The organism is Paracoccus fontiphilus, from assembly GCF_017356265.1.
Lineage (GTDB): Bacteria > Pseudomonadota > Alphaproteobacteria > Rhodobacterales > Rhodobacteraceae > Paracoccus > Paracoccus fontiphilus.
Genome location: NZ_JAFNAW010000020.1, coordinates 1 through 19,781, shown reverse-complemented (window position 1 = coordinate 19,781; position 19,781 = coordinate 1). Strand labels below are relative to the sequence as shown.

General features: G+C 66.3%; 18 protein-coding genes. 14 read left to right on the top strand and 4 right to left on the bottom strand.

Going from position 1 to position 19,781, the window contains the following annotated elements:
• Window positions 1–70: 70 nt before the first annotated feature.
• The 11 genes from J0F76_RS09205 to ychF all read left to right on the top strand — a co-directional run bounded on the left by J0F76_RS09205 (window position 71) and on the right by ychF (window position 13,278).
• The gene (locus J0F76_RS09205) at window positions 71–1,933 is read left to right on the top strand and encodes an extracellular solute-binding protein (RefSeq protein ID WP_207468296.1); all 1,863 of its coding nucleotides are present in this window, start codon (window positions 71–73) and stop codon (window positions 1,931–1,933) included.
• A 91-nt stretch (window positions 1,934–2,024) separates the two neighbouring features.
• Window positions 2,025–3,101: a microcin C ABC transporter permease YejB gene (locus tag J0F76_RS09200; RefSeq protein WP_207468294.1), complete on the top strand. Its 1,077-nt coding sequence runs from the start codon at window positions 2,025–2,027 to the stop codon at window positions 3,099–3,101.
• A complete protein-coding gene (locus tag J0F76_RS09195) occupies window positions 3,101–4,204 on the top strand; it encodes an ABC transporter permease (RefSeq protein ID WP_207468292.1) in 1,104 nt (367 codons plus the stop codon). Before J0F76_RS09200 ends, J0F76_RS09195 begins: the two co-directional genes overlap by 1 nt.
• Window positions 4,201–5,799 (top strand): ABC transporter ATP-binding protein, encoded by a 1,599-nt coding sequence (locus J0F76_RS09190; protein WP_207468290.1) that lies wholly within the window; start codon window positions 4,201–4,203, stop codon window positions 5,797–5,799. The genes J0F76_RS09195 and J0F76_RS09190 overlap by 4 nt, the downstream gene beginning before the upstream one ends.
• A complete protein-coding gene (locus J0F76_RS09185) occupies window positions 5,796–7,016 on the top strand; it encodes a glycosyltransferase (RefSeq protein ID WP_207468287.1) in 1,221 nt (406 codons plus the stop codon). The genes J0F76_RS09190 and J0F76_RS09185 overlap by 4 nt, the downstream gene beginning before the upstream one ends.
• A 27-nt stretch (window positions 7,017–7,043) precedes the next feature.
• Window positions 7,044–8,462: a cysteine--tRNA ligase gene (cysS, locus tag J0F76_RS09180; RefSeq protein ID WP_207468285.1), complete on the top strand. Its 1,419-nt coding sequence runs from the start codon at window positions 7,044–7,046 to the stop codon at window positions 8,460–8,462.
• Window positions 8,459–9,229, top strand: coding sequence for a squalene/phytoene synthase family protein (locus J0F76_RS09175; protein ID WP_207468283.1), 771 nt, complete (start codon window positions 8,459–8,461; stop codon window positions 9,227–9,229). Before cysS ends, J0F76_RS09175 begins: the two co-directional genes overlap by 4 nt.
• A gap of 89 nt (window positions 9,230–9,318) precedes the next feature.
• Window positions 9,319–10,191 (top strand): ABC transporter permease, encoded by an 873-nt coding sequence (locus J0F76_RS09170; protein ID WP_207468281.1) that lies wholly within the window; start codon window positions 9,319–9,321, stop codon window positions 10,189–10,191.
• Window positions 10,188–11,000, top strand: a complete 813-nt coding sequence (locus J0F76_RS09165) for an ABC transporter permease subunit (RefSeq protein WP_207468279.1) — start codon at window positions 10,188–10,190, stop codon at window positions 10,998–11,000. Before J0F76_RS09170 ends, J0F76_RS09165 begins: the two co-directional genes overlap by 4 nt.
• A complete protein-coding gene (locus J0F76_RS09160; RefSeq protein ID WP_341351577.1) occupies window positions 10,997–12,118 on the top strand; it encodes an ABC transporter ATP-binding protein in 1,122 nt (373 codons plus the stop codon). The genes J0F76_RS09165 and J0F76_RS09160 overlap by 4 nt, the downstream gene beginning before the upstream one ends.
• A 62-nt stretch (window positions 12,119–12,180) precedes the next feature.
• Window positions 12,181–13,278: a redox-regulated ATPase YchF gene (gene ychF, locus J0F76_RS09155; RefSeq protein WP_207468276.1), complete on the top strand. Its 1,098-nt coding sequence runs from the start codon at window positions 12,181–12,183 to the stop codon at window positions 13,276–13,278.
• Between the two features lie 4 nt (window positions 13,279–13,282).
• Here ychF and J0F76_RS09150 read toward each other — a convergent pair whose 3' ends face one another.
• Window positions 13,283–14,032, bottom strand: a complete 750-nt coding sequence (locus J0F76_RS09150) for a sigma factor (protein ID WP_207468274.1) — start codon at window positions 14,030–14,032, stop codon at window positions 13,283–13,285.
• A 147-nt stretch (window positions 14,033–14,179) separates the two neighbouring features.
• On the opposite strand from J0F76_RS09150, the gene cobS reads away from it, so the two are divergent.
• Complete coding sequence (gene cobS, locus J0F76_RS09145) at window positions 14,180–15,154, top strand: cobaltochelatase subunit CobS (RefSeq protein ID WP_207468272.1); 975 nt, start codon at window positions 14,180–14,182, stop codon at window positions 15,152–15,154.
• A gap of 39 nt (window positions 15,155–15,193) precedes the next feature.
• Here cobS and J0F76_RS09140 read toward each other — a convergent pair whose 3' ends face one another.
• Entirely contained in the window at window positions 15,194–16,252 is a 1,059-nt protein-coding gene (locus J0F76_RS09140; protein ID WP_207468262.1) for an alkene reductase, read from the bottom strand.
• Window positions 16,236–16,388, bottom strand: a complete 153-nt coding sequence (locus tag J0F76_RS09135; RefSeq protein WP_207468260.1) for a hypothetical protein — start codon at window positions 16,386–16,388, stop codon at window positions 16,236–16,238. Before J0F76_RS09135 ends, J0F76_RS09140 begins: the two co-directional genes overlap by 17 nt.
• On the opposite strand from J0F76_RS09135, the gene J0F76_RS09130 reads away from it, so the two are divergent.
• Window positions 16,387–18,675 (top strand): Tex family protein, encoded by a 2,289-nt coding sequence (locus tag J0F76_RS09130; RefSeq protein WP_207468258.1) that lies wholly within the window; start codon window positions 16,387–16,389, stop codon window positions 18,673–18,675. The genes J0F76_RS09135 and J0F76_RS09130 overlap by 2 nt on opposite strands.
• 73 nt (window positions 18,676–18,748) lie before the next feature.
• The gene (locus tag J0F76_RS09125; protein WP_207468256.1) at window positions 18,749–19,525 is read left to right on the top strand and encodes a transglutaminase-like domain-containing protein; all 777 of its coding nucleotides are present in this window, start codon (window positions 18,749–18,751) and stop codon (window positions 19,523–19,525) included.
• On the opposite strand, the gene J0F76_RS09120 is transcribed toward J0F76_RS09125, so the two are convergent.
• A partial coding sequence (locus tag J0F76_RS09120) for a cobalamin biosynthesis protein (protein WP_207468254.1) occupies window positions 19,512–19,781 on the bottom strand: 270 nt, incomplete at its 5' end. The genes J0F76_RS09125 and J0F76_RS09120 overlap by 14 nt on opposite strands.

The following is a 19,781-nucleotide window of genomic DNA, read 5'->3' as shown; positions in this document are numbered from 1 at the left end:
AAATCGCGGGTTGATCGTGCCCCCGGTGCTGCCTAGCCTGCTGAAAACCGCCCCTAGCCGGAGTCCGCCGATGCGCCACCTTGCCCTGTTCGCCGCCCTGGCCCTTGCCCCGGCATCCGCCGCCCTGTCGCAAGAAGCCGCGAGCGCCGAGGGCGGCGAAAAGGTCATCAAGACCCATGCCATCGCGCTGTTCGGCGAACCCGCGCTGCCCGCCGATTTTCCGCACTACCGCTATGTGAACCCCGACGCGCCGAAGGGCGGCGAGATCTCGTTCGGCGCCGTGGGCGGCTTCGACAGCTACAACCCCTTCACCCATCGCGGTCGCGCCATCGCCCTGTCGGTGATCCAGCTGGAACGGCTGATGGACAGCCCGGCGGACGAATTGGGCGTGGATTACTGCCTTCTGTGCGAGACGCTGGAATATCCTGAAAGCAAGGATTGGGTGATCTTCAACCTGCGCCCCGAGGCGCGCTTCAGCGACGGCACGCCGCTGACCGCCCATGACGTGCTGTTCAGCTTCGAGACGCTGCGCGACAAGGGCCTGTCGTCGTTCCGCATGGCGATGCAGCAGATGATCGCCAAGGCCGAGGTTCTGGACGACCACCGCATCAAGTTCACCTTCGCCGAGGGCTATCCCCGCCGCGACGTGATCAGCCAGATGGGCAGCCAGATCGTGTTCTCGAAAAGGGACTTCGAGGACAACAAGCGCGACCTGGAGCAGAGCACGACCATCCCCTATGTCGGCTCTGGCCCCTACATGTTCGACCGCGCCGACATGGGCCGCACGATGGTGGTCAAGCGCAACCCCGATTACTGGGGCAAGGACCTGCCGATCAACAAGGGCCGCTTCAACTTCGACCACATCCGCTACGAGATGTTCGGCGACTTCGACAGTGCCTTCGAGGCGTTCAAGGCGGGCGAATACACCTTCCGCAACGAGACATCGTCGATGCACTGGTCCACGCGCTACGACTTCCCGGCGCTGTCATCGGGCGCGGTGGTGCGCGAAACGCTTGCGAACGGCGAAATCGCCAGCGGCGACGGCTGGGTCTTCAACCTGCGGCGCGCCAAGTTCCAGGACATCCGCGTGCGCGAGGCGATCGGGCTGATGTTCAACTTCGAATGGACCAACCAGACGCTGCTCTACGGGCTGGAAACACGGGTCAATTCCTTCTGGGACAACAGCGAATTCCGCGCCGACGGCCCGCCGTCCGATGCGGAAAAGGCGCTGCTGGAACCCGTGGCGGGCGATCTGCCCGGGGGCATCCTGACGGACCCCGCCGTGGTCCAGCCCACTTCGGGCGAACGCCAGCTTGACCGGGGGAATATGCGCCGCGCTGTGGCCCTGCTGGACGAGGCGGGCTGGACCGTCGGCAGCGACGGGATGCGCCGCAACGCCGCAGGAGAGACCCTGACGGTCGAGATCCTCAACGACGACGTGGGCAACGACCGGATCATCAACCCCTTCATCCAGAACCTGCGCGCCATCGGCATCGACGCCATGAACCGCCGCGTGGACAACGCCGAGATGCAGCTTCGGACCCGGTCCAAGGATTTCGACATGGTCGAGGATTCGCTGGGCCAGGCCTTTGCCATCGGCGGCTATGCCGGCCAGGTCTTCGGGTCCGAGGACGCGGACGACGTGTTCAACCCGATGGGCCTTGCGAACCCGGCCATCGACAAGCTGCTGGAGGTCGGCCAGCAGGCCGAGACGATGGATGACAACATCGTCGCAATCAACGCACTTGACCGTGCCCTTCGCAGCCTGCGCTTCTGGGTGCCGAAATGGTTCAAGGCCGAATACACGCTGGCTTATTACGACATGTATCGGCATCCCGAACAGATGCCGCCCTATGCGCTCGGCACGCTGGATTTCTGGTGGGCCGATACTGCGCGCGAGGCCGAGTTGAAGACCGCGGGCGCGATCCGCTAACGGCAGGGTTGATTTCCCGGCAGTCCGGCCCGACAAGGGCGGGATAAAGGAAACGGGGCCGCGAAGGCCCGCAAGGGGCAAGGTCGATCCGATGGGCGCCTATATCCTGCGGCGGTTGCTGCTGATCATCCCGACGCTGATCGGGATCATGGTGGTGAACTTCACCCTGACGCAATTCGTCCCCGGCGGTCCCATCGAGCAGATCGCCGCGCAGGTGCAGGGGTCCGGCGACGCCTTCAGCAACATATCCGGCGCGGGCGCGGGGGCCGACACCGGCGTGGTCGAGGGATACGAGGGCGCGCGCGGCCTGCCGCCCGAATTCATCGCCCAGCTTGAAAAGGAGTTCGGCTTCGACAAGCCGCCGCTGGAACGCTTCCTGACGATGATGGGCAACTACCTGACCTTCGATTTCGGCACCTCCTGGTTCCGGTCGATCAGCGTCATCGACCTGGTGGTGGAAAAGATGCCGGTGTCGATCACGCTGGGCTTGTGGTCTACGCTGCTGGCCTATCTGATCTCGATCCCGCTGGGCATCCGCAAGGCCACGCGGGACGGGACACGGTTCGACACCTGGACCTCGGCCGTGATCATCATGGCCTATGCGATCCCGGCCTTTTTGTTCGCGGTTCTGCTGATGGTGCTGTTCGCGGGCGGCAGCTATTGGCAGATCTTTCCCCTGCGTGGCCTGACCAGCGACAACTTCACGGACCTGAGCTTGTGGGGCAAGATCAAGGACTATGCCTGGCACGCGACGCTGCCGGTCGTGGCCTCGACAATTTCCAGCTTTGCCACGCTAACCCTGTTGACGAAGAACAGTTTTCTGGACGAGATCAACAAGCAGTACGTGATGACTGCCCGGGCCAAGGGCCTGACCGAGGGCCGCGTCCTTTACGGCCACGTCTTCCGCAACGCTATGCTGATCGTGATCGCGGGCTTTCCCGCCGTCTTCTTGGGCGTGTTCTTCGGCGCGTCCATCCTGATCGAGACGGTCTTCTCGCTGGACGGCCTAGGTCGCCTGGGCTTCGAGGCCGCGGTGCAGCGCGACTATCCGGTGATCTTCGGCACGCTCTACGTCTTCGGCCTGCTGAGCTTGGTCGTCGGCATCCTGTCCGACATGATGTATGTCTTCGTCGATCCCCGCATCGACTTCGAATCGAGGGCCGGCTGATGGCGCTGTCGGAACTGAACCGCCGCCGCTGGCGCAGCTTCCGCCGCAACGGCCGGGCCTTCTGGTCGCTGGTGATCTTTTCGGTGCTGTTCGTGGTGGCGATGTGCGCCGAGATCGTGGCCAACGACAAACCCATTGTCGCCAGCTATCGGGGCGATCTGTACTTCCCCGCCTACAACTTCTATCCCGAAATGGCTTTCGGCGGCGATTTCGGGACCGAGGCGATCTATACCGACCCCGCCGTGCAATGCCTGATCGTCACCGGCGGGCGGCAGGAGTGCTGGGATACCCCCGAGGATCTGATCGCCGCCGTTGGCGCGGGCACCAGCGACATCCCCAAGGCCGAGCAGGGCTGGATGATCTGGCCGCCGATCCCCTTCCATTACTCCACCATCAACAACGTCGGCAGCGCCCCGAGCGCGCCGGACGGCACGCATTGGCTGGGCACCGACGACACCGCGCGCGACGTGCTGGCGCGGGTGATCTATGGCTTCCGCATCTCGATCCTGTTCACGCTGATCGTGACGGTGGTGGCATCCGTCGTGGGCATCGCGGCGGGGGCGATCCAGGGCTATTTCGGCGGGCGCACCGACCTGGTGTTCCAGCGGGTGCTGGAAATCTGGGCGTCCACTCCGTCGCTTTACGTCATCATCATCCTGTTCGCGATCCTGGGGCGCAGCTTCTGGCTGCTGGTGTTCGTCACCATCTTGTTCGGCTGGCCCGCGTTGGTGGGCGTCGTCCGGGCGGAATTCCTGCGGGCGCGCAACTTCGAATATGTCCGCGCCGCCCGCGCGTTGGGGGTGGGCGACCGCACCATAATGTTTCGCCACATCCTGCCAAACGCCATGGTCGCCACGCTGACCATGCTGCCATTCGTCGTGACCGGCACGATCAGCGGGCTGGCAGCGCTGGATTACCTGGGCTACGGCCTGCCGGCATCCGCGCCATCGCTGGGAGAACTGGCCTTGCAGGCCAAGCAGAACCTCCAGGCCCCCTGGCTGGCCTTCACCGCCTTCTTCACATTCGCCATCATGCTGTCGCTTCTGGTCTTCGTCTTCGAAGGCGTGCGCGATGCCTTCGACCCCCGAAAGACCTTCAAATGACCGATCCCGTCCTGTCGGTTCAAGGCCTGCGCATCGGTTTCCGTCAGGAAGGCCGGATCGTGCCCGCCGTGAAGGGCGTCAGCTTCCAGATCGGCAAGGGCGAGACCGTGGCCCTTGTTGGCGAATCCGGGTCCGGCAAGTCCGTGACGGCGCTGTCCACCGTGCGCCTTCTGGGCGATTCCGCCGTGATCGAGGGGTCGGTGAAATATGCAGGCCGGGAAATGGTCGATGCCCCCGAAAAGGTGCTGCGCGACATCAGGGGCGACGACATCAGCTTCATCTTTCAGGAGCCGATGACCTCGCTGAACCCGCTGCACACGCTGGAAAAGCAGTTGGGTGAAAGTCTGGCGCTGCACCAAGGGCTGACCGGGGCCAAGGCGCGGGCGCGGATCGTGGAACTGCTGACCCGTGTCGGCATCCGCGACCCCGAAAGCCGCCTGGCCGATTATCCGCACCAGCTTTCCGGCGGCCAGCGGCAGCGGGTGATGATCGCCATGGCGCTGGCCAACGGCCCCGAGTTGCTGGTCGCGGACGAACCGACCACGGCGCTTGACGTGACGATCCAGGCGCAGATCCTCGACCTGCTGGCGGAACTGAAGGCGGCCGAGGGGTTGTCGATGCTGTTCATCAGCCACGACCTTGGCATCGTGCGCCGCATCGCCGACCGCGTCTGCGTGATGAAGGACGGCGAGATCGTGGAACAAGGCCCGGTGGCCGAGATCTTCGCGAACCCCCAGCACGACTACACCCGCAAGCTGCTGGCCGCTGAGCCGACCGGCACCGCCGATCGGGTCGCGAATGGCGCGGAAACCATGGTCGAGACTCGCGACCTCAAGGTCTGGTTTCCGATCCAGCGGGGCCTGCTGCGCCGGACCGTGGGCCATGTGAAGGCCGTGAACGGCGCCACCCTGACCGTGCGGGCAGGCGAAACCCTGGGCATCGTCGGCGAATCCGGCAGCGGCAAGACCACGCTGGCGCTGGCGATCATGCGGCTGATCGACAGCGACGGCCCGATCCTGTTCATGGGCCAGGACATCGCCCGCTGGCAGTCGCGCCAGTTGCGCCGCCTGCGCCGCGACATGCAGATCGTCTTCCAGGACCCTTTCGGCAGCCTGTCCCCGCGCATGACCGTGGAACAGATCATCGCCGAGGGCCTGGGCGTCCACGGCGTGGAAAAGGGCGCCGACCGCCGCCGGATGGTGGCCGACATCATGGCCGAGGTCGGGCTCAACCCCGACACCATGCACCGCTATCCGCACGAATTTTCGGGCGGGCAGCGCCAGCGCATCGCCATTGCGCGCGCCATGATCCTGCGCCCCAAGGTCGTGGTCCTAGACGAACCGACAAGCGCGCTCGACATGACGGTTCAGGTGCAGATCGTCCAGCTGCTGCGCGGATTGCAGCAGAAATACGGGCTGGCCTTCCTGTTCATCAGCCACGACCTGCGGGTCGTCCGCGCCATGTCCCACAAGATCATGGTGATGCGCGCGGGCGAGGTGGTGGAGCAGGGCAGCACCGCCCAGATCTTCGAGACGCCCGGGCAGGACTATACCCGCGCGCTGCTGGCCGCCGCGTTCCGCGACCATCACCGATGAAGATCCTGTTCGTCCATCAGAACTTTCCGGGCCAGTTTCCCCACCTGGCCCCGGCCCTCGCGGTGCGCGGCCATCAGGTCCTGGCCCTGACCGACGAGAAGAACCAGCGCGCCAGCCCGGTCTCGACCGTCCGCTACAAGACGCCCGAGCCGGTTCAGGCAAGCCCCTTCGGGCGCAGCTATGCGACCCATGCCGAACGCGGCTATCTGGCGGCACGCGGGGCGCGGGCTCTGCGGGACCGGCACGGCTTCACGCCGGACGTGATCATCGGCCATACCGGCTGGGGCGAGACGCTGTTCCTGCGCGAAATCTGGCCCGACGCGAAGCTTCTGGTCTATGCCGAGCTTCTGTATCGCACGCGCGGCCAGGATGTCGGTTTTGACCCCGAGCTTCAGGACACCAGCGACGAGGTCCGGATGATGGCCGTCGCGCGGTCCGCCCACCTGATCCAGGGCATCGTGCAGGCCGATGCGGCGATATCGCCCACCCGCTATCAGGCCGACAGCTTCCCGCCCGAGCTTCGCGCCAAGATCACCGTCATCCATGACGGGATCGACACCGCCCGGGTCTGCCCGAACCCGCAGGCCAGCCTGACGCTGCCGAACGGCCAGGTGCTGCGCGCAGGAGACGAGGTGCTGACCTATGTCAGCCGGTCCCTGGAACCCTATCGCGGTTTCCACATCTTCATGCGCGCGCTTCCCGAGATCCTGGCAGCCCGACCCCGGGCCCAGGTCGTGGTCATCGGGGCCGAGGGCGTCAGCTATGGCAGCGTCCCCAAGGAGGGCGGCAGTTGGAAGGCCCGGATGCTGGCGGAACTGGGCGACTGCCTGGATCTGTCGCGCGTTCATTTCCTGGGCCGCGTGGCCTATCCCGATTATCTGTCGCTGATCCAGCTGGCCCGCGTCCATTGCTACCTGACCTATCCCTTCGTGCTGTCCTGGTCCCTGACCGAGACGATGGCGGCAGGCGGATACATCGTCGCATCGGACACGGAACCCGTGCGCGAACTGATCCGCGATGGCGAAAACGGTCGTCTGGTGCCGTTCTTCGACGTGGCCGCCCTGTCCGCCGCGCTGATCCGGGGCCTTGCGGGCGATCCCGATGCCGGCCGGCTGCGCGGGGCGGCACGACAGACCATCCTGGACGGCTATGACCTGCACCGTCACAGCCTGCCGCGCCAGATCGCATGGGTGGAAAGCCACGCACCGATCGGCTAGACCGGCGGCGTTACAGAAAGGCGCACCATGGTCGAGATCCGGCTGACGAACACCCGCACCCGCAGGAAAGAGGTCTTTGAGCCGCTGGACCCCGGCAACGTGCGCCTCTACCTGTGCGGGCCGACCGTCTATGACCGTGCGCATCTGGGCAATGCCCGGCCCGTGCTGGTCTTCGACGTCCTGGTGCGCCTGCTGCGCCACGTCTATGGCCCGGACCATGTGACCTATGTGCGCAACTTCACGGACGTCGACGACAAGATCAACGCCCGCGCCGCCGCGACCGGCCGCGACATCCGCGAGATCACCGAGGAAACGGTGGCCTGGTATCACGACGACATGGACGCGCTTGGCGCCGACCGCCCCGATCACGAACCCCGGGCGACCGAATACATCGGCCCCATGGTCGAGATGATCCAGACCCTGATCGCACGCGGAAATGCCTACGAGGCCGAGGGCCATGTCCTGTTCGACGTGCGGTCCTTTCCCGAATACGGGCGGCTCTCGGGCCGGTCGGTCGATGACATGATCGCCGGCGCCCGGGTCGAGGTCGCGCCCTTCAAGCGCGATCCGATGGATTTCGTGCTGTGGAAACCGTCCGCGCTTGACCAGCCCGGCTGGGACAGCCCCTGGGGGCGGGGACGTCCCGGCTGGCACATCGAATGTTCCGCCATGTCGGCGGCGCTGCTGGGGCCAAGCTTCGACATCCACGGCGGCGGCATCGACCTGCAGTTCCCGCACCATGAGAACGAGGTCGCGCAAAGCTGCTGCGCCCATCCCGAGGCCTCGTTCGCCAACGTCTGGCTGCACAACGAGATGCTTCAGGTCGAGGGCAAGAAGATGTCCAAGTCCCTGGGCAATTTCTTCACCGTCCGCGACCTTCTGGACCGCCGCATCGCCGGTGAGGTGATCCGCTATGTCCTTCTGTCCACCCACTATCGCAAGCCGATGGACTGGACCCAGGGCAAGGCCGACGAGGCGCGCGACATCCTGTGGCAATGGCGGCTGCTGACCAAGGACGCCGCTCCCGCAGCCGCGCCGCACCCCGAGGTGGTCGAGGCGATCGCCAACGACCTGAACACGCCGGGGGCGATCGCCGTGCTGCATCGGCTGAAGGATGATCCGGCGCTGCTGCTGGCCTCGGCCCGTTTCATCGGGCTGTTGCAGGCGGGCGACGACGACTGGATGCGGGCCGATTACCAGGCGCTTGACAGCCAGTCGGCCTTCCGGAACTTCGACCAGATCCTCGCGGCCCTGCGGGATCGGCTGGCCCAGATCCGCGCCGAGGCGATGGCATCCAAGGACTTCTCGCGCCTTGACCGCGCCAAGGCCGACCTGACCGGCGCCGGGCTCGAGGTGCGCATGTCCAAGGTCGGTATCGAGTTGCTGGTTCGCCCGGCCACGGTCCAAAAGGACGTGGCCCGCATTGCCGAGGACCTGCTGACGTGACGCTGGACGCCTGCACCGAACTGGTGCGGAGCCAGGACCCCGAACGCTTCGGCGCCGTTCTTGTGGCCGATCCGCAAGATCGTCCCGCTCTGATGACGCTTTACGCGCTGAACCTGGAAATCGCGCGCGCACCCTTCCAGTCGGCCGAACCGATGCTGGCCGAGATGCGGCTGCAATGGTGGATCGACCGCCTGGCCGAGATGGGGCAAGGCAAGGCACCGCCCCTGCATGACGTGCTGACGCCCCTGTGGCAGGCGTGGGGCGACGAGGCCGGGCGCATCGCCCCCTTGGCCGAGGCACGCCGCCGCGATTGTGCAAGAGAGCCGTTCTCGCGTCCCGAGGAGGTCGTCGCCTATGTGAACGACACCGCAGGGCGCCTGATGGGGCTGGCGGCTGAACGGCTTGGCGCCCCTGCCGAGGCGCGGTCGGTCGTGGCAGACCAGGCGCTTGGGGCGGGTCTGACCGCCTGGCTGCGCGCGCTTCCGCGCCTGCAACCGCTTCGCCTGGGATTTGATACGCCTCGTCCCCAGGATGCAATCATCTTGGCGGGGATCGCGCGGGATGCCCTGCACCGCGCCGCAGGGTCGCGCCGCGTGCTGCCGAAACGGGCAGCGGCCGCGCTGTATCCCGGTCCGCGCGTGCCGCAGTTCCTGGCCGCTGTCCTGAGAAACGACATCAACTGTTTTTCGGAACCTTCTGGAATCACGCCGTTCCAGCGTCGGGCCTCTCTGGCGCGGCTGGCGCTGACCGGGCGGTGGTGGCGATGACGTCGGCGGGATGAAAGCCGCATAAATCCTCTTTTCAGCCTTTTGCTGATATGAAAGAAATCGGGCAAGGGCGCGGCGGGAAGGATCGGATGGCCAAGGGCGGGTTGGATGCACAGGCGAGGCAGGGTTATACCCTCATCGCGCCGCCGTTCCTGTATGCGCTGCTGATCCTGGCGGCGCCGCTGCTGACGATCCTGACCTACAGCTTCCTGACTGACGGCTATCTGGAGGTCGTGCGCGACTTCACCTGGGCCAACTATGTCCAGGTCTGGACTGACCCCATCGTGCGCACGGTGATGCTGCGCTCGCTGATGGTCTCGGCCCTCGTCACGCTGGTCACGGTGCTGCTGGCCTTTCCGGTCGCCTATTACGTCAGCTTCCTGGTCAGGCCCGAGAAGAAATCCCTGTGGCTGTTCCTGATCACCATCCCCTTCTGGACCAGTTACCTGATCCGGGTGTTCCTGTGGAAGGTGATCCTGGGCTACAACGGCGTCATCAACTCCAGCCTGACCGGGCTTGGCATCATCGACGAGCCGTTGACCTTCATCCTCTATAACGTCAATTCCATCGTGATCACGCTGGCCCATGCCTATGCGCCCTTCGCCATCCTGCCGATCTTCGTGGCCCTGGAAAAGATCGACCGCTCGCTGCTGGAAGCCGGGCGCGACCTGGGCGAAAGCCGCGCCATGACCTTCTGGCGGGTGACGCTGCCGCTGGCGATGCCCGGCGTGCTGGCGGCGGTGCTGATCGTCTTCATTCCGACCATCGGCGATTACGTCACCCCCGAACTGATCGGCGGCGGCAAGATCCCGATGATCGCTAACCTGATCCAGGTGCAGATGCTGGCCCTGGACAACCGCCCGCTGGGATCGGCGCTGGCGGTCACGGCTATGGCCATCGTCGCGCTTGTCAGCATCGTCTTCCTGCTGATCAACCGCCGCTTCCTTAAGGTGCGGTCGTGAAGGGGCAGGGGCGCGGCTTGCAGGTCTATGCGCTGCTGTATCTGCTGTTCCTTTATGCGCCGATCATCCTGCTGCCGCTGTTCGCGTTCAACTCGGGCACGATCATCGCATTTCCGTTGCAGGGCTTCACGACCGACTGGTTCGCGCAGATGTGGGCCAATGCCACGCTGCGCACGGCGCTGACCAATTCGCTGATCATCGCGGTCAGCGCCTCGATCCTGGCGACATGCCTGGGCATCTTCGCCGCCCGCGCCTCGACCCGGTTCGAGTTTCCGGGCAAGGGCGGCATGATGGGCTTCATCCTGCTGCCGATGGTGCTGCCGGAAATCATCGTCGCCATGTCGCTGCTGGTCGTGCTGCTGGGCGCGGGGGTGGAACTGTCGATCCTGACGGTGATCCTGGGCCATGTCCTGATCTGCATGCCCTATGCCATCGCGATCCTGTCCACGGCCTTTTCATCCCTGGACAAGTCGCTGGAGGAAGCGGCCTATGACCTGGGCGAGACGAAGTGGAGCGCGTTCCGTCTGGTCACGCTGCCGCTGGTCATGCCGGGGATCATCTCCTCGCTGCTGATTTCCTTCACCATCAGCTTGGACGAATTCATCATCGCCTTCTTCCTCGCGGGCAACCAGCCGACGCTGCCCACCTACATCTTCAGCCAGTTGCGGTTCCCCAAGCAGATCCCGATGATCATGGCGCTGGGCACCGTGCTGGTGGCGCTGTCCATCGTGCTGCTGGCGCTTGGCGAATACTTCCGCCGCCGCGGCAATGCCCGCATGGGCGGCAATCCGACCGGAGGGTTCCTGTGACCGACGACCGCAAGCCGATGATCGAATGTCGCGGCGTCCACAAGCATTACGGCGATTACCATGCGCTGCGCGGTATCGACCTGACCATCCGCGCGGGCGAGTTCTTCTCGCTTCTCGGGCCGTCCGGCTGCGGCAAGACCACGCTTCTGCGCACCATCGCCGGGTTCGAGGACATTTCCGACGGCGCGATCCTGATCGACCAGAAGCGCATGGACGAGGTGCCGGCCAACAAGCGCCCCACCAACATGGTGTTCCAGTCCTACGCCATCTTTCCGCATCTGACGGTGGCGCAGAACGTGGCCTTCGGGTTGCGCCGCGATCCGCGCGGCAAGGCGGAAAAGGCGGCCCTGGTCGAGGAGGCGTTGGCGATGGTTGGCCTGCGAGGTTATGGCAACCGCGCCGCGCACGCCTTGTCGGGCGGCCAGCGTCAGCGGGTGGCGCTGGCCCGCGCCCTGATCCTGAAGCCCAAGGTGCTGCTTCTGGACGAGCCGCTATCGGCCTTGGACCGCAAGATGCGCGAGCAGATGCAGGTCGAACTGATCAAGCTGCAGCGCCAGGTCGGCATCACCTTCGTGCTGGTGACGCATGACCAGGAGGAGGCCCTGGTCATGTCCGACCGCATCGCCGTCATGTTCGAGGGTGAGATCGCCCAGCTTGACGGCCCCGAGGCGCTGTATGCCCGTCCCGCCAACCGCCGGGTCGCGGATTTCATCGGCGTGATGAACTTCCTGCCCGCGCAGATCCTGGGCGAGGCGGGTGGCACGGTGACGGTCGAGGTGCCGGGACTTGGCATTGTCGAACTGCCGGATCGGCAGGTCAGCCGCGCGAATCCGGACGACGCGGGCCCGACAATCGGCTTCCGCCCCGAAACCATGACGCTGGTCGGTCCTGCCCAGACCCACAGTCAGCCGCGCGAAACAAGCGCCACCATCGACGAGGTCGTCTATTATGGCGACATGACCTATTACGACTTGCGCCTGGACGGCGCTGCGGCGGTAGACGGCAAGGCGCGGCCCGTGCGGATCTCCATGCGCAACGTCTTCGGCCGCGACGTGCAAGAGGTCGGCACGCGGACCCGGCTGGCCTGGTCGCCCGGATCGCTGGTCCTGTTCCGCTGACGCTTGCAGAAGCCCGGCGGCTTGCCTAGAACGCGCCCTGACTTGGGCAAAAGGGGCGCGTCATGGGCTTTCGCATGGGAATTGTCGGCTTGCCGAACGTGGGCAAATCGACTCTGTTCAACGCGCTGACGAAAACGGCGGCTGCGCAGGCCGCGAATTTTCCGTTCTGCACCATCGAGCCGAACGTGGGCGAGGTCGCGGTTCCCGATCCGCGCCTGGACACCCTGGCCGCCATCGCCAGCAGCAAGCAGGTCATCCCGACGCGCATCACCTTCGTGGACATCGCGGGCCTCGTGAAGGGAGCGTCCAAGGGCGAGGGTCTGGGCAACCAGTTCCTGGCCAATATCCGAGAGGTCGACGCCATCGCCCATGTCCTGCGCTGCTTCGAGGATGGCGACGTCACCCATGTCGAGGGCCGGGTCGATCCCATCGCGGACGCGGACACCATCGAGACCGAGCTGATGATCGCCGACCTGGAATCGGTCGAGCGTCGCCTTGCCAACATCCAGCGCAAGCTGAAGGGCGGGGACAAGGACGCCGTGGCCCAGGAAAAGCTGCTGAAGGCGGCGCAGGCCGCGCTGGAATCCGGAAAGCCCGCCCGGACCGTGTCCGTGGCGGACGAGGACCGGAAAGCCTGGGACATGCTGCAACTGCTGACCGCCAAGCCGGTGCTGTTCGTCTGCAACGTGGAGGAAGACAAGGCCGCGACCGGAAACGCGCAATCGGACCGCGTGGCCGAGATGGCGCGCGCGCAGGGTGCCGGCCATGTCGTGATCTCGGCCAAGATCGAGGAGGAGATCAGCCAGCTTCCCGCCGACGAGGCCGCGATGTTCCTTGAGGAGATGGGCCTGCACGAGGCGGGTCTGGACCGGCTGATCCGCGAGGGCTACAAGCTGCTGGGCTTGGACACCTATTTTACCGTCGGCCCCAAGGAAGCCCGCGCCTGGACCATTCACAAGGGCACGCTGGCCCCGCAGGCGGCGGGCGTCATCCATGGCGATTTCGAGCGCGGCTTCATCCGCGCCGAAACCATCGCCTATGACGATTATGTCACCTACAAGGGCGAGGTCGGTGCGCGCGAGGCGGGCAAGTTCCGCGTGGAAGGCAAGACCTACGAGGTCAAGGACGGCGACGTCCTGCACTTCCTGTTCAACGCCTGACGCCTCAGCTCGTCCACAGGTACCAACCCAGGGCCGTCGCCAGCAGGATCGCGATCACGATCCCGCCCGTGCCGCGCCACCAGGGCGTCCGCTCCAGCGGATCGACGGACAGGGGCGCCGTCCCGTGCCCCAGGCTTTCGCGTATCCTTTGCCGCGCGCGGGCGGGGGCCATCACCGGGGTCAGGTCGTCCGCGAACAAGGCCAGCCGTTCCTGCCAGTCGCGCACCTGCCTTGCGAAGGCGGGATCGGCGGCAAGGCGGGAGGTTGCCGCGGCGTCGGTCCCCCCTGCCATGCCCAAGGCCAGTTCGGCCGCCAGCAAGTCGTCGCCTTCGGACGCGCCCAGGGCCGCGAAACCCTCGTGCAGGCGTTGCCGCGCGGCGTCAGCGGGAATGCCGGCCCGGTCCGAAAACTCGGCCAGGCTCATGCCTTGCAGATAGGCCGAGCGAACCGCCCTGGCCGGATGGGTCACATCGCCCGTGGCCGGCAGGGCGGGGCCGGTCGTCCCCGATCGCTGGATCGCGCGGTCGCGCGCGACGGTGACAAGCCAGGTGGCCGGCGACAGCCCGGTCCCGGCGAAATCGCGGGCGGTCTTCCAGATGTCGATATAGACCTGCTCCAGCACTTCCTCGGCTTCCCGACGGTCGCGCAGCACGGACAGGCACACCGCGTTCAGCCTGGCCGAGGTCGCCTGGTACAATTCGTCGAAGGCATGGCGATCGCCCTGCGCCACGCGCCCGATCTGATCCTGCAGCATGGTTCCACGGGCGTCCGGCAACAGGTGATCCTCTTTCGGTTGCGCGGCCAACTTAGCAGCCCGTCCGGCCCCGTCAACGCAGGCCCGGCTTGCGCGCGGCGGACTTATGCGCGATCAAGGCGGGCGATGCGAGGAAAGGTGCCGACAATGCTGGACATGAACGCCAAACCCACCGAAGAGATCGACCTGCGCGAGGTGTTCGGTCTGGACAGCGACATGAAGGTCAAGGGCTTCGCCGAACGGTCCGACCGTGTCCCCGAGATCGACAGCACCTACAAGTTCGACCCCGACACCACCATGGCGATTCTGGCGGGCTTCGCCTATAACCGCCGGGTCATGATCCAGGGCTATCACGGCACCGGGAAATCGACGCATATCGAGCAGGTGGCCGCCCGGCTGAACTGGCCTTGCGTACGCGTGAACCTCGACAGCCATGTGTCGCGCATCGACCTGATCGGCAAGGACGCGATCAAGCTGGTCGATGGCAAGCAGGTCACGGTCTTCCACGAAGGCATCCTGCCCTGGGCGCTGCGCAACCCGACCGCCATCGTCTTCGACGAATACGACGCGGGCCGCGCGGACGTGATGTTCGTGATCCAGCGCGTTCTGGAAACCGACGGCAAGCTGACGCTGCTGGACCAGAACGAGGTCATCACGCCGAACCCCTATTTCCGCCTGTTCGCCACCGCCAACACCGTGGGCCTGGGTGACACGACCGGCCTGTACCACGGCACCCAGCAGATCAACCAGGGCCAGATGGACCGCTGGTCGCTGGTTTCCACGCTGAACTACCTGTCGCATGACGCCGAGGCCGCCATCGTGCTGGCCAAGAACCCGACCTACAACACCGAGAAGGGCCGCAAGATCATCGGCCAGATGGTGACGCTGGCGGACCTGACGCGGACGGCCTTCATGCAGGGCGATCTGTCCACCGTCATGTCGCCGCGCACGGTGATTGCCTGGGCGCAGAACGCGCGCATCTTCGGCAACAACATCGGCTATGCCTTCCGCCTGACCTTCCTGAACAAGTGCGACGAGCTGGAGCGGCAGACGGTGGCCGAGTTCTACCAGCGCCTGTTCGACGAGGAACTGCCGGAAAGCGCCGCCGCGAAGGCCAGGTAAGGCGAAGGGCGGGCCGGATCGGCCCGCCCCGTCGTCAGGTCACGCGTCTTCGGCGACGGGGTAGTCCACATACCCCTCGGGGCCGCTGCCATAGAAGGTTGCGGGGTTCTGCTGGTTCAGCGCCAGATCCTCGCGGAAGCGGCGGGGCAGGTCGGGCGTGGCGATGAAGTCCTTGCCGAAGGCCGCGGCGTCCGCCCGGCCGGTGCGAAGCAGATCCTCGGCGCTTTCGCGGGTAAGCTGTTCGTTCGCGATGACCACGCCGCCGAAGGCTGCCTTGATGTCGTCCAGCAGGCTGTCGGGCCCGAGGTATTCGCGCAGGCAGAGGAAGGCCAGCCCGCGGTCGCGCATCTGCCGCGCCACATGCGTGAACAGGGCCTTGGGATTGCTGTCGCCCATGCTGTGGCTGTCGCCGCGCGGGGCCAGGTGCAGGCCCACGCGATCCGCGCCCCAGACGCCGATGACGGCATCCGTGATCTCGTTCAGGAACCGCGTGCGGTTTTCGATGGACCCGCCATAACGGTCGGTCCGCTTGTTGCTGCCGTCCTGCAGGAACTGGTCGATCAGGTAACCATTCGCGGCGTGGATCTCGACCCCGTCGAAGCCTGCGCGCTTGGCGTTCTCGGCGCCCTGGCGATAGGCCTCGACAATGCCGGCAATCTCGTCGGTCTCAAGGGCGCGGGGGGTTTCATAGGCCTTCTTCGGGCGAACCAGGCTGACGGTGCCCTCGGGGCGGATGGCGCTGGGTGCGACCGGCAGTTGCCCGTCGAGGAACATCGGGTCGGAAATGCGCCCGACGTGCCACAGTTGCAGGAAGATCAGCCCGCCCGCGTCATGCACGGCCTTCGTGACCTGCTTCCAGCCCTCGACCTGCGCATCGTTCCAGATGCCCGGCGTGTCGGCATAGCCCACGCCCATCGGGGTGACGCTGGTTGCTTCCGACAGGATAAGCCCGGCGCTGGCGCGCTGCGCGTAGTATTCGGCCATCATCGCGTTGGGCACGCGGTCCGCCCCTGCGCGGGCACGGGTCAGCGGCGCCATTACGATGCGGTTGCGAAGCGTCAGGGCTCCGATCTGAAGCGGGTCAAAAAGCGTCGGCATGAAAGGTCCTTTCAGTTTGCATGACCTGCAACTGTGCATGGCACATCGCGCTGTCAACATGCAGGCGGCGCATGTCGGCCTTGGCCTGAGCGCCGCGTCCGGTTAAAACCGGCTTCCGTTTGCCGGAGAAGACCATGGACACAGCCGCCCGTATCGCCCGCACCATCGCCGGTGAGATCAACGCCACGCCGGCGCAAGTTTCGGCGGCGGCGGAACTGCTGGACGGCGGCGCGACCGTGCCCTTCGTCGCCCGCTACCGGAAAGAGGCGACGGGCGGGCTTGACGACACGCAATTGCGCACGCTGGCCGAACGGCTGGCCTATCTGCGCGAGATGGAGGCGAGACGGGCGGCGATCCTGAACTCGATCAAGGACCAGGGCAAGCTGACCGACGACCTGGCCCGCGCGATCGCGGGGGCGGAAACAAAGGCGGCGCTTGAGGACATCTACCTGCCCTTCAAGCCCAAGCGGCGCACCAAGGCGATGATCGCGCGCGAGAACGGGCTGGAGCCGCTGCTGCGGGCGATCCAGGACAAGCGGGCCGCCGATCCGCTGACGCTTGCGGCAGGCTATCTGTCGGGCGCGGTGCCGGACACGAAGGCCGCCCTGGACGGGGCGCGGGACATCCTGGTCGAGGAACTGTCGGAGAACGCCTCGCTTCTGGGCAACCTGCGTGACTTCATGCGCAACGAGGCCTTCATCGCGGCCAGGCTGATCGCGGGTAAGGAACAGGCGGGCGCCAAGTTCAGCGACTATTTCGACCATCGCGAGAAATGGTCGGCCATCCCCGGGCACCGTGCCCTGGCGATCCTGCGGGCCGCGAAAGAGGAAATCGTCACCATCGACATCTCGCCCGACCCCGAGACGGGCGCGCAGCGGGCAGAAGGGATTGTCGCGCGGGCGCTTGGAACCCTGGGCAGCGGTCCAGGCGACCAGTGGCTGCGGCAGGTGGCGGGCTGGACCTGGCGGGTGCGGCTGTCGAACACGATGTATATCGACCTGCTGACCGAATTGCGCAAACGCGCCCATGACGAGGCGATCCGCGTCTTCGGCCGCAACCTGCGCGACCTGCTGCTGGCAGCCCCCGCCGGGGCGCGGGTGACGCTGGGCATCGATCCGGGCATCCGCACCGGCTGCAAGATCGCGGTGGTGGATGCCACGGGCAAGCTGCTGGACACCGCCACGATCTATCCCTTCCAGCCCAAGAACGACCTGCGCGGGGCCGAGGCCACGCTTCTGACGCTGATCGCCCGCCATGGCGCCGACCTGATCGCCATCGGCAACGGCACCGCCAGCCGCGAAACCGAACGTCTGGTGGCCGAGGTGCTGAAGCGCCTGCCCAAGGGCGCGAAGGCACCGACCAAGGTGATCGTCAGCGAGGCCGGGGCCTCGGTCTATTCGGCGTCCGAACTGGCCGCGAAGGAATTTCCGGGGCTTGACGTGTCGCTGCGCGGCGCGGTGTCCATCGCCCGGCGCCTGCAGGATCCGTTGGCGGAACTGGTCAAGGTGCCGCCCGAATCCATCGGCGTCGGCCAGTACCAGCACGACGTGGACCAGCGGCAGCTTGCCAAGACGCTGGAGGCCGTGGTCGAGGATGCCGTGAACGCCGTGGGCGTGGACCTGAACACCGCATCCGCGCCGCTGCTGGCCCATGTGGCGGGGCTTGGCCCCTCGCTGGCGCAGAACATCGTGGCCTGGCGCGATGAAAACGGCGCCTTCCCCTCCCGCGCGGCGCTGAAGAAGGTGGCGGGCCTTGGTCCGCGCGCCTTCGAGCAATGCGCGGGCTTCCTGCGCATTGCCGGCGGCAAGGAGCCGCTGGACGCCTCGGCCGTCCACCCCGAGGCTTATGGCGTCGCGCGCAAGATCGTGGCTGCCTGCGGGCGCGACATCCGCGCGATCATGGGCGACGGCGCGGCGCTGAAATCCGTCCGGGCCGAGCAGTTCGTGGACGAGCATTTCGGCCTGCCCACCATTCGCGACATCCTGTCCGAACTGGAAAAGCCCGGCCGCGACCCGCGCCCGTCCTTCGTCACCGCCAGCTTTGCCGAAGGGGTGAACGAGATCACCGACCTGAAACCCGGCATGATGCTGGAAGGCACCGTCACCAATGTCGCGGCCTTCGGCGCCTTTGTGGACATCGGCGTTCATCAGGACGGGCTGGTCCATGTCAGCCAGCTTGCCAACCGCTTCGTCAAGGACCCGAACGAGGTGGTCAAGGTCGGCGACGTGGTCCGCGTCCGCGTGACCGAGGTGGACGTGCCGCGCAAGCGCATCGGCCTGACCATGCGGTCCGATGCCGAGGCTGCGAAGCCCGCACCCAAGGCTCAGGGGAAGGCGGGTCCGCGCCAGGCCAGTTCTGCCCCCGAAACAGGCGGGCAGGGCGGTTTCGGGGCAGCCCTGGCCGAAGCGATGCGCCGCAAGTAGCGATCTTTTCGCCGGAACGGACCCGATGGCGCCCCTGCGCCGTTCCAGACCGACACAAGCGGGGGCGGCAGGAATGCGGATACGGGTCGAGGTCGAACTTCACTACAAGCTCCTGACGCCGGGGCCGGCCATCCTTGCGGTCGAGGCCGCCGGCGCCTTCGGGCAGGAAATCAGCAACGCCCGCATCGACTTCGGCCCGGTCGAGCATCTGGCCCGCGTTCCCGGCGAGGAGGGCATCGGCGAAAAGATCATCATCCGCGCCGCCGAGGACCTGCGCTGTTCCTATTCCGCCGATGTGGTGGTGACGCGTCCCCGCCCCGTGTTCGAGCGCATGGCCGCGCTGGAGGTTGACCAGATGTCGGGCGACGCGCTGCGCTATCTGCTGCCCTCGCGCTATTGCCAGGCCGAACGCTTCGTGCCCTTCGTGAACCAGCGGTTCGGCGACACGGCGGGCGGCGCCAAGGTCCTGGCGATCCGCGACTGGATCGAGCAGCGGCTGGACTATGTGTCGGGCGTCAGCACGTCTTCGACCACGGCGGCGGATACCTTTCTGGAACGGCGCGGGGTCTGCCGCGATTATGCCCACCTGATGATCGCGCTTTGCCGGGCCGCCCAGATCCCCGCCCGCATCGCCAGCGTCTTCGCGCCCAGGGTTGATCCGCCCGACTTCCATGCCGTGGCCGAGGTTTACCTGGATGGCACCTGGCACCTGATCGACCCCACGGGCATGGCCGCGGCGGACGAGATGGCGCTGATTGCCGTGGGGCGCGACGCGGTCGACGTGGCCTTCCTGACGACGATGACGGCGACGGAACTGCAGACGCAGACGGTCAAGGTCACCAAGGTCTGACAAGAACAAGAACTGCAAGGACCAGCCCCGCAAGCAGCACCGCGCGTCTATATATGGCAAGCGCCCGGTCCAGGTCGGCGGCACCGGGATCGCGGGCGCTGCCGTTCAGCCAGGGCTCGTCCGCGACCCGGTCGGCGTAGACACGCGGCCCCGACAGGCGGACGTGCAGGGCGCCCGCCATCGCGGCCTCGGGCCAGCCGGCGTTGGGCGAGCGATGGGCGCGGGCATCCCGCCGCGCGGCGGCCCAGGACCGGCG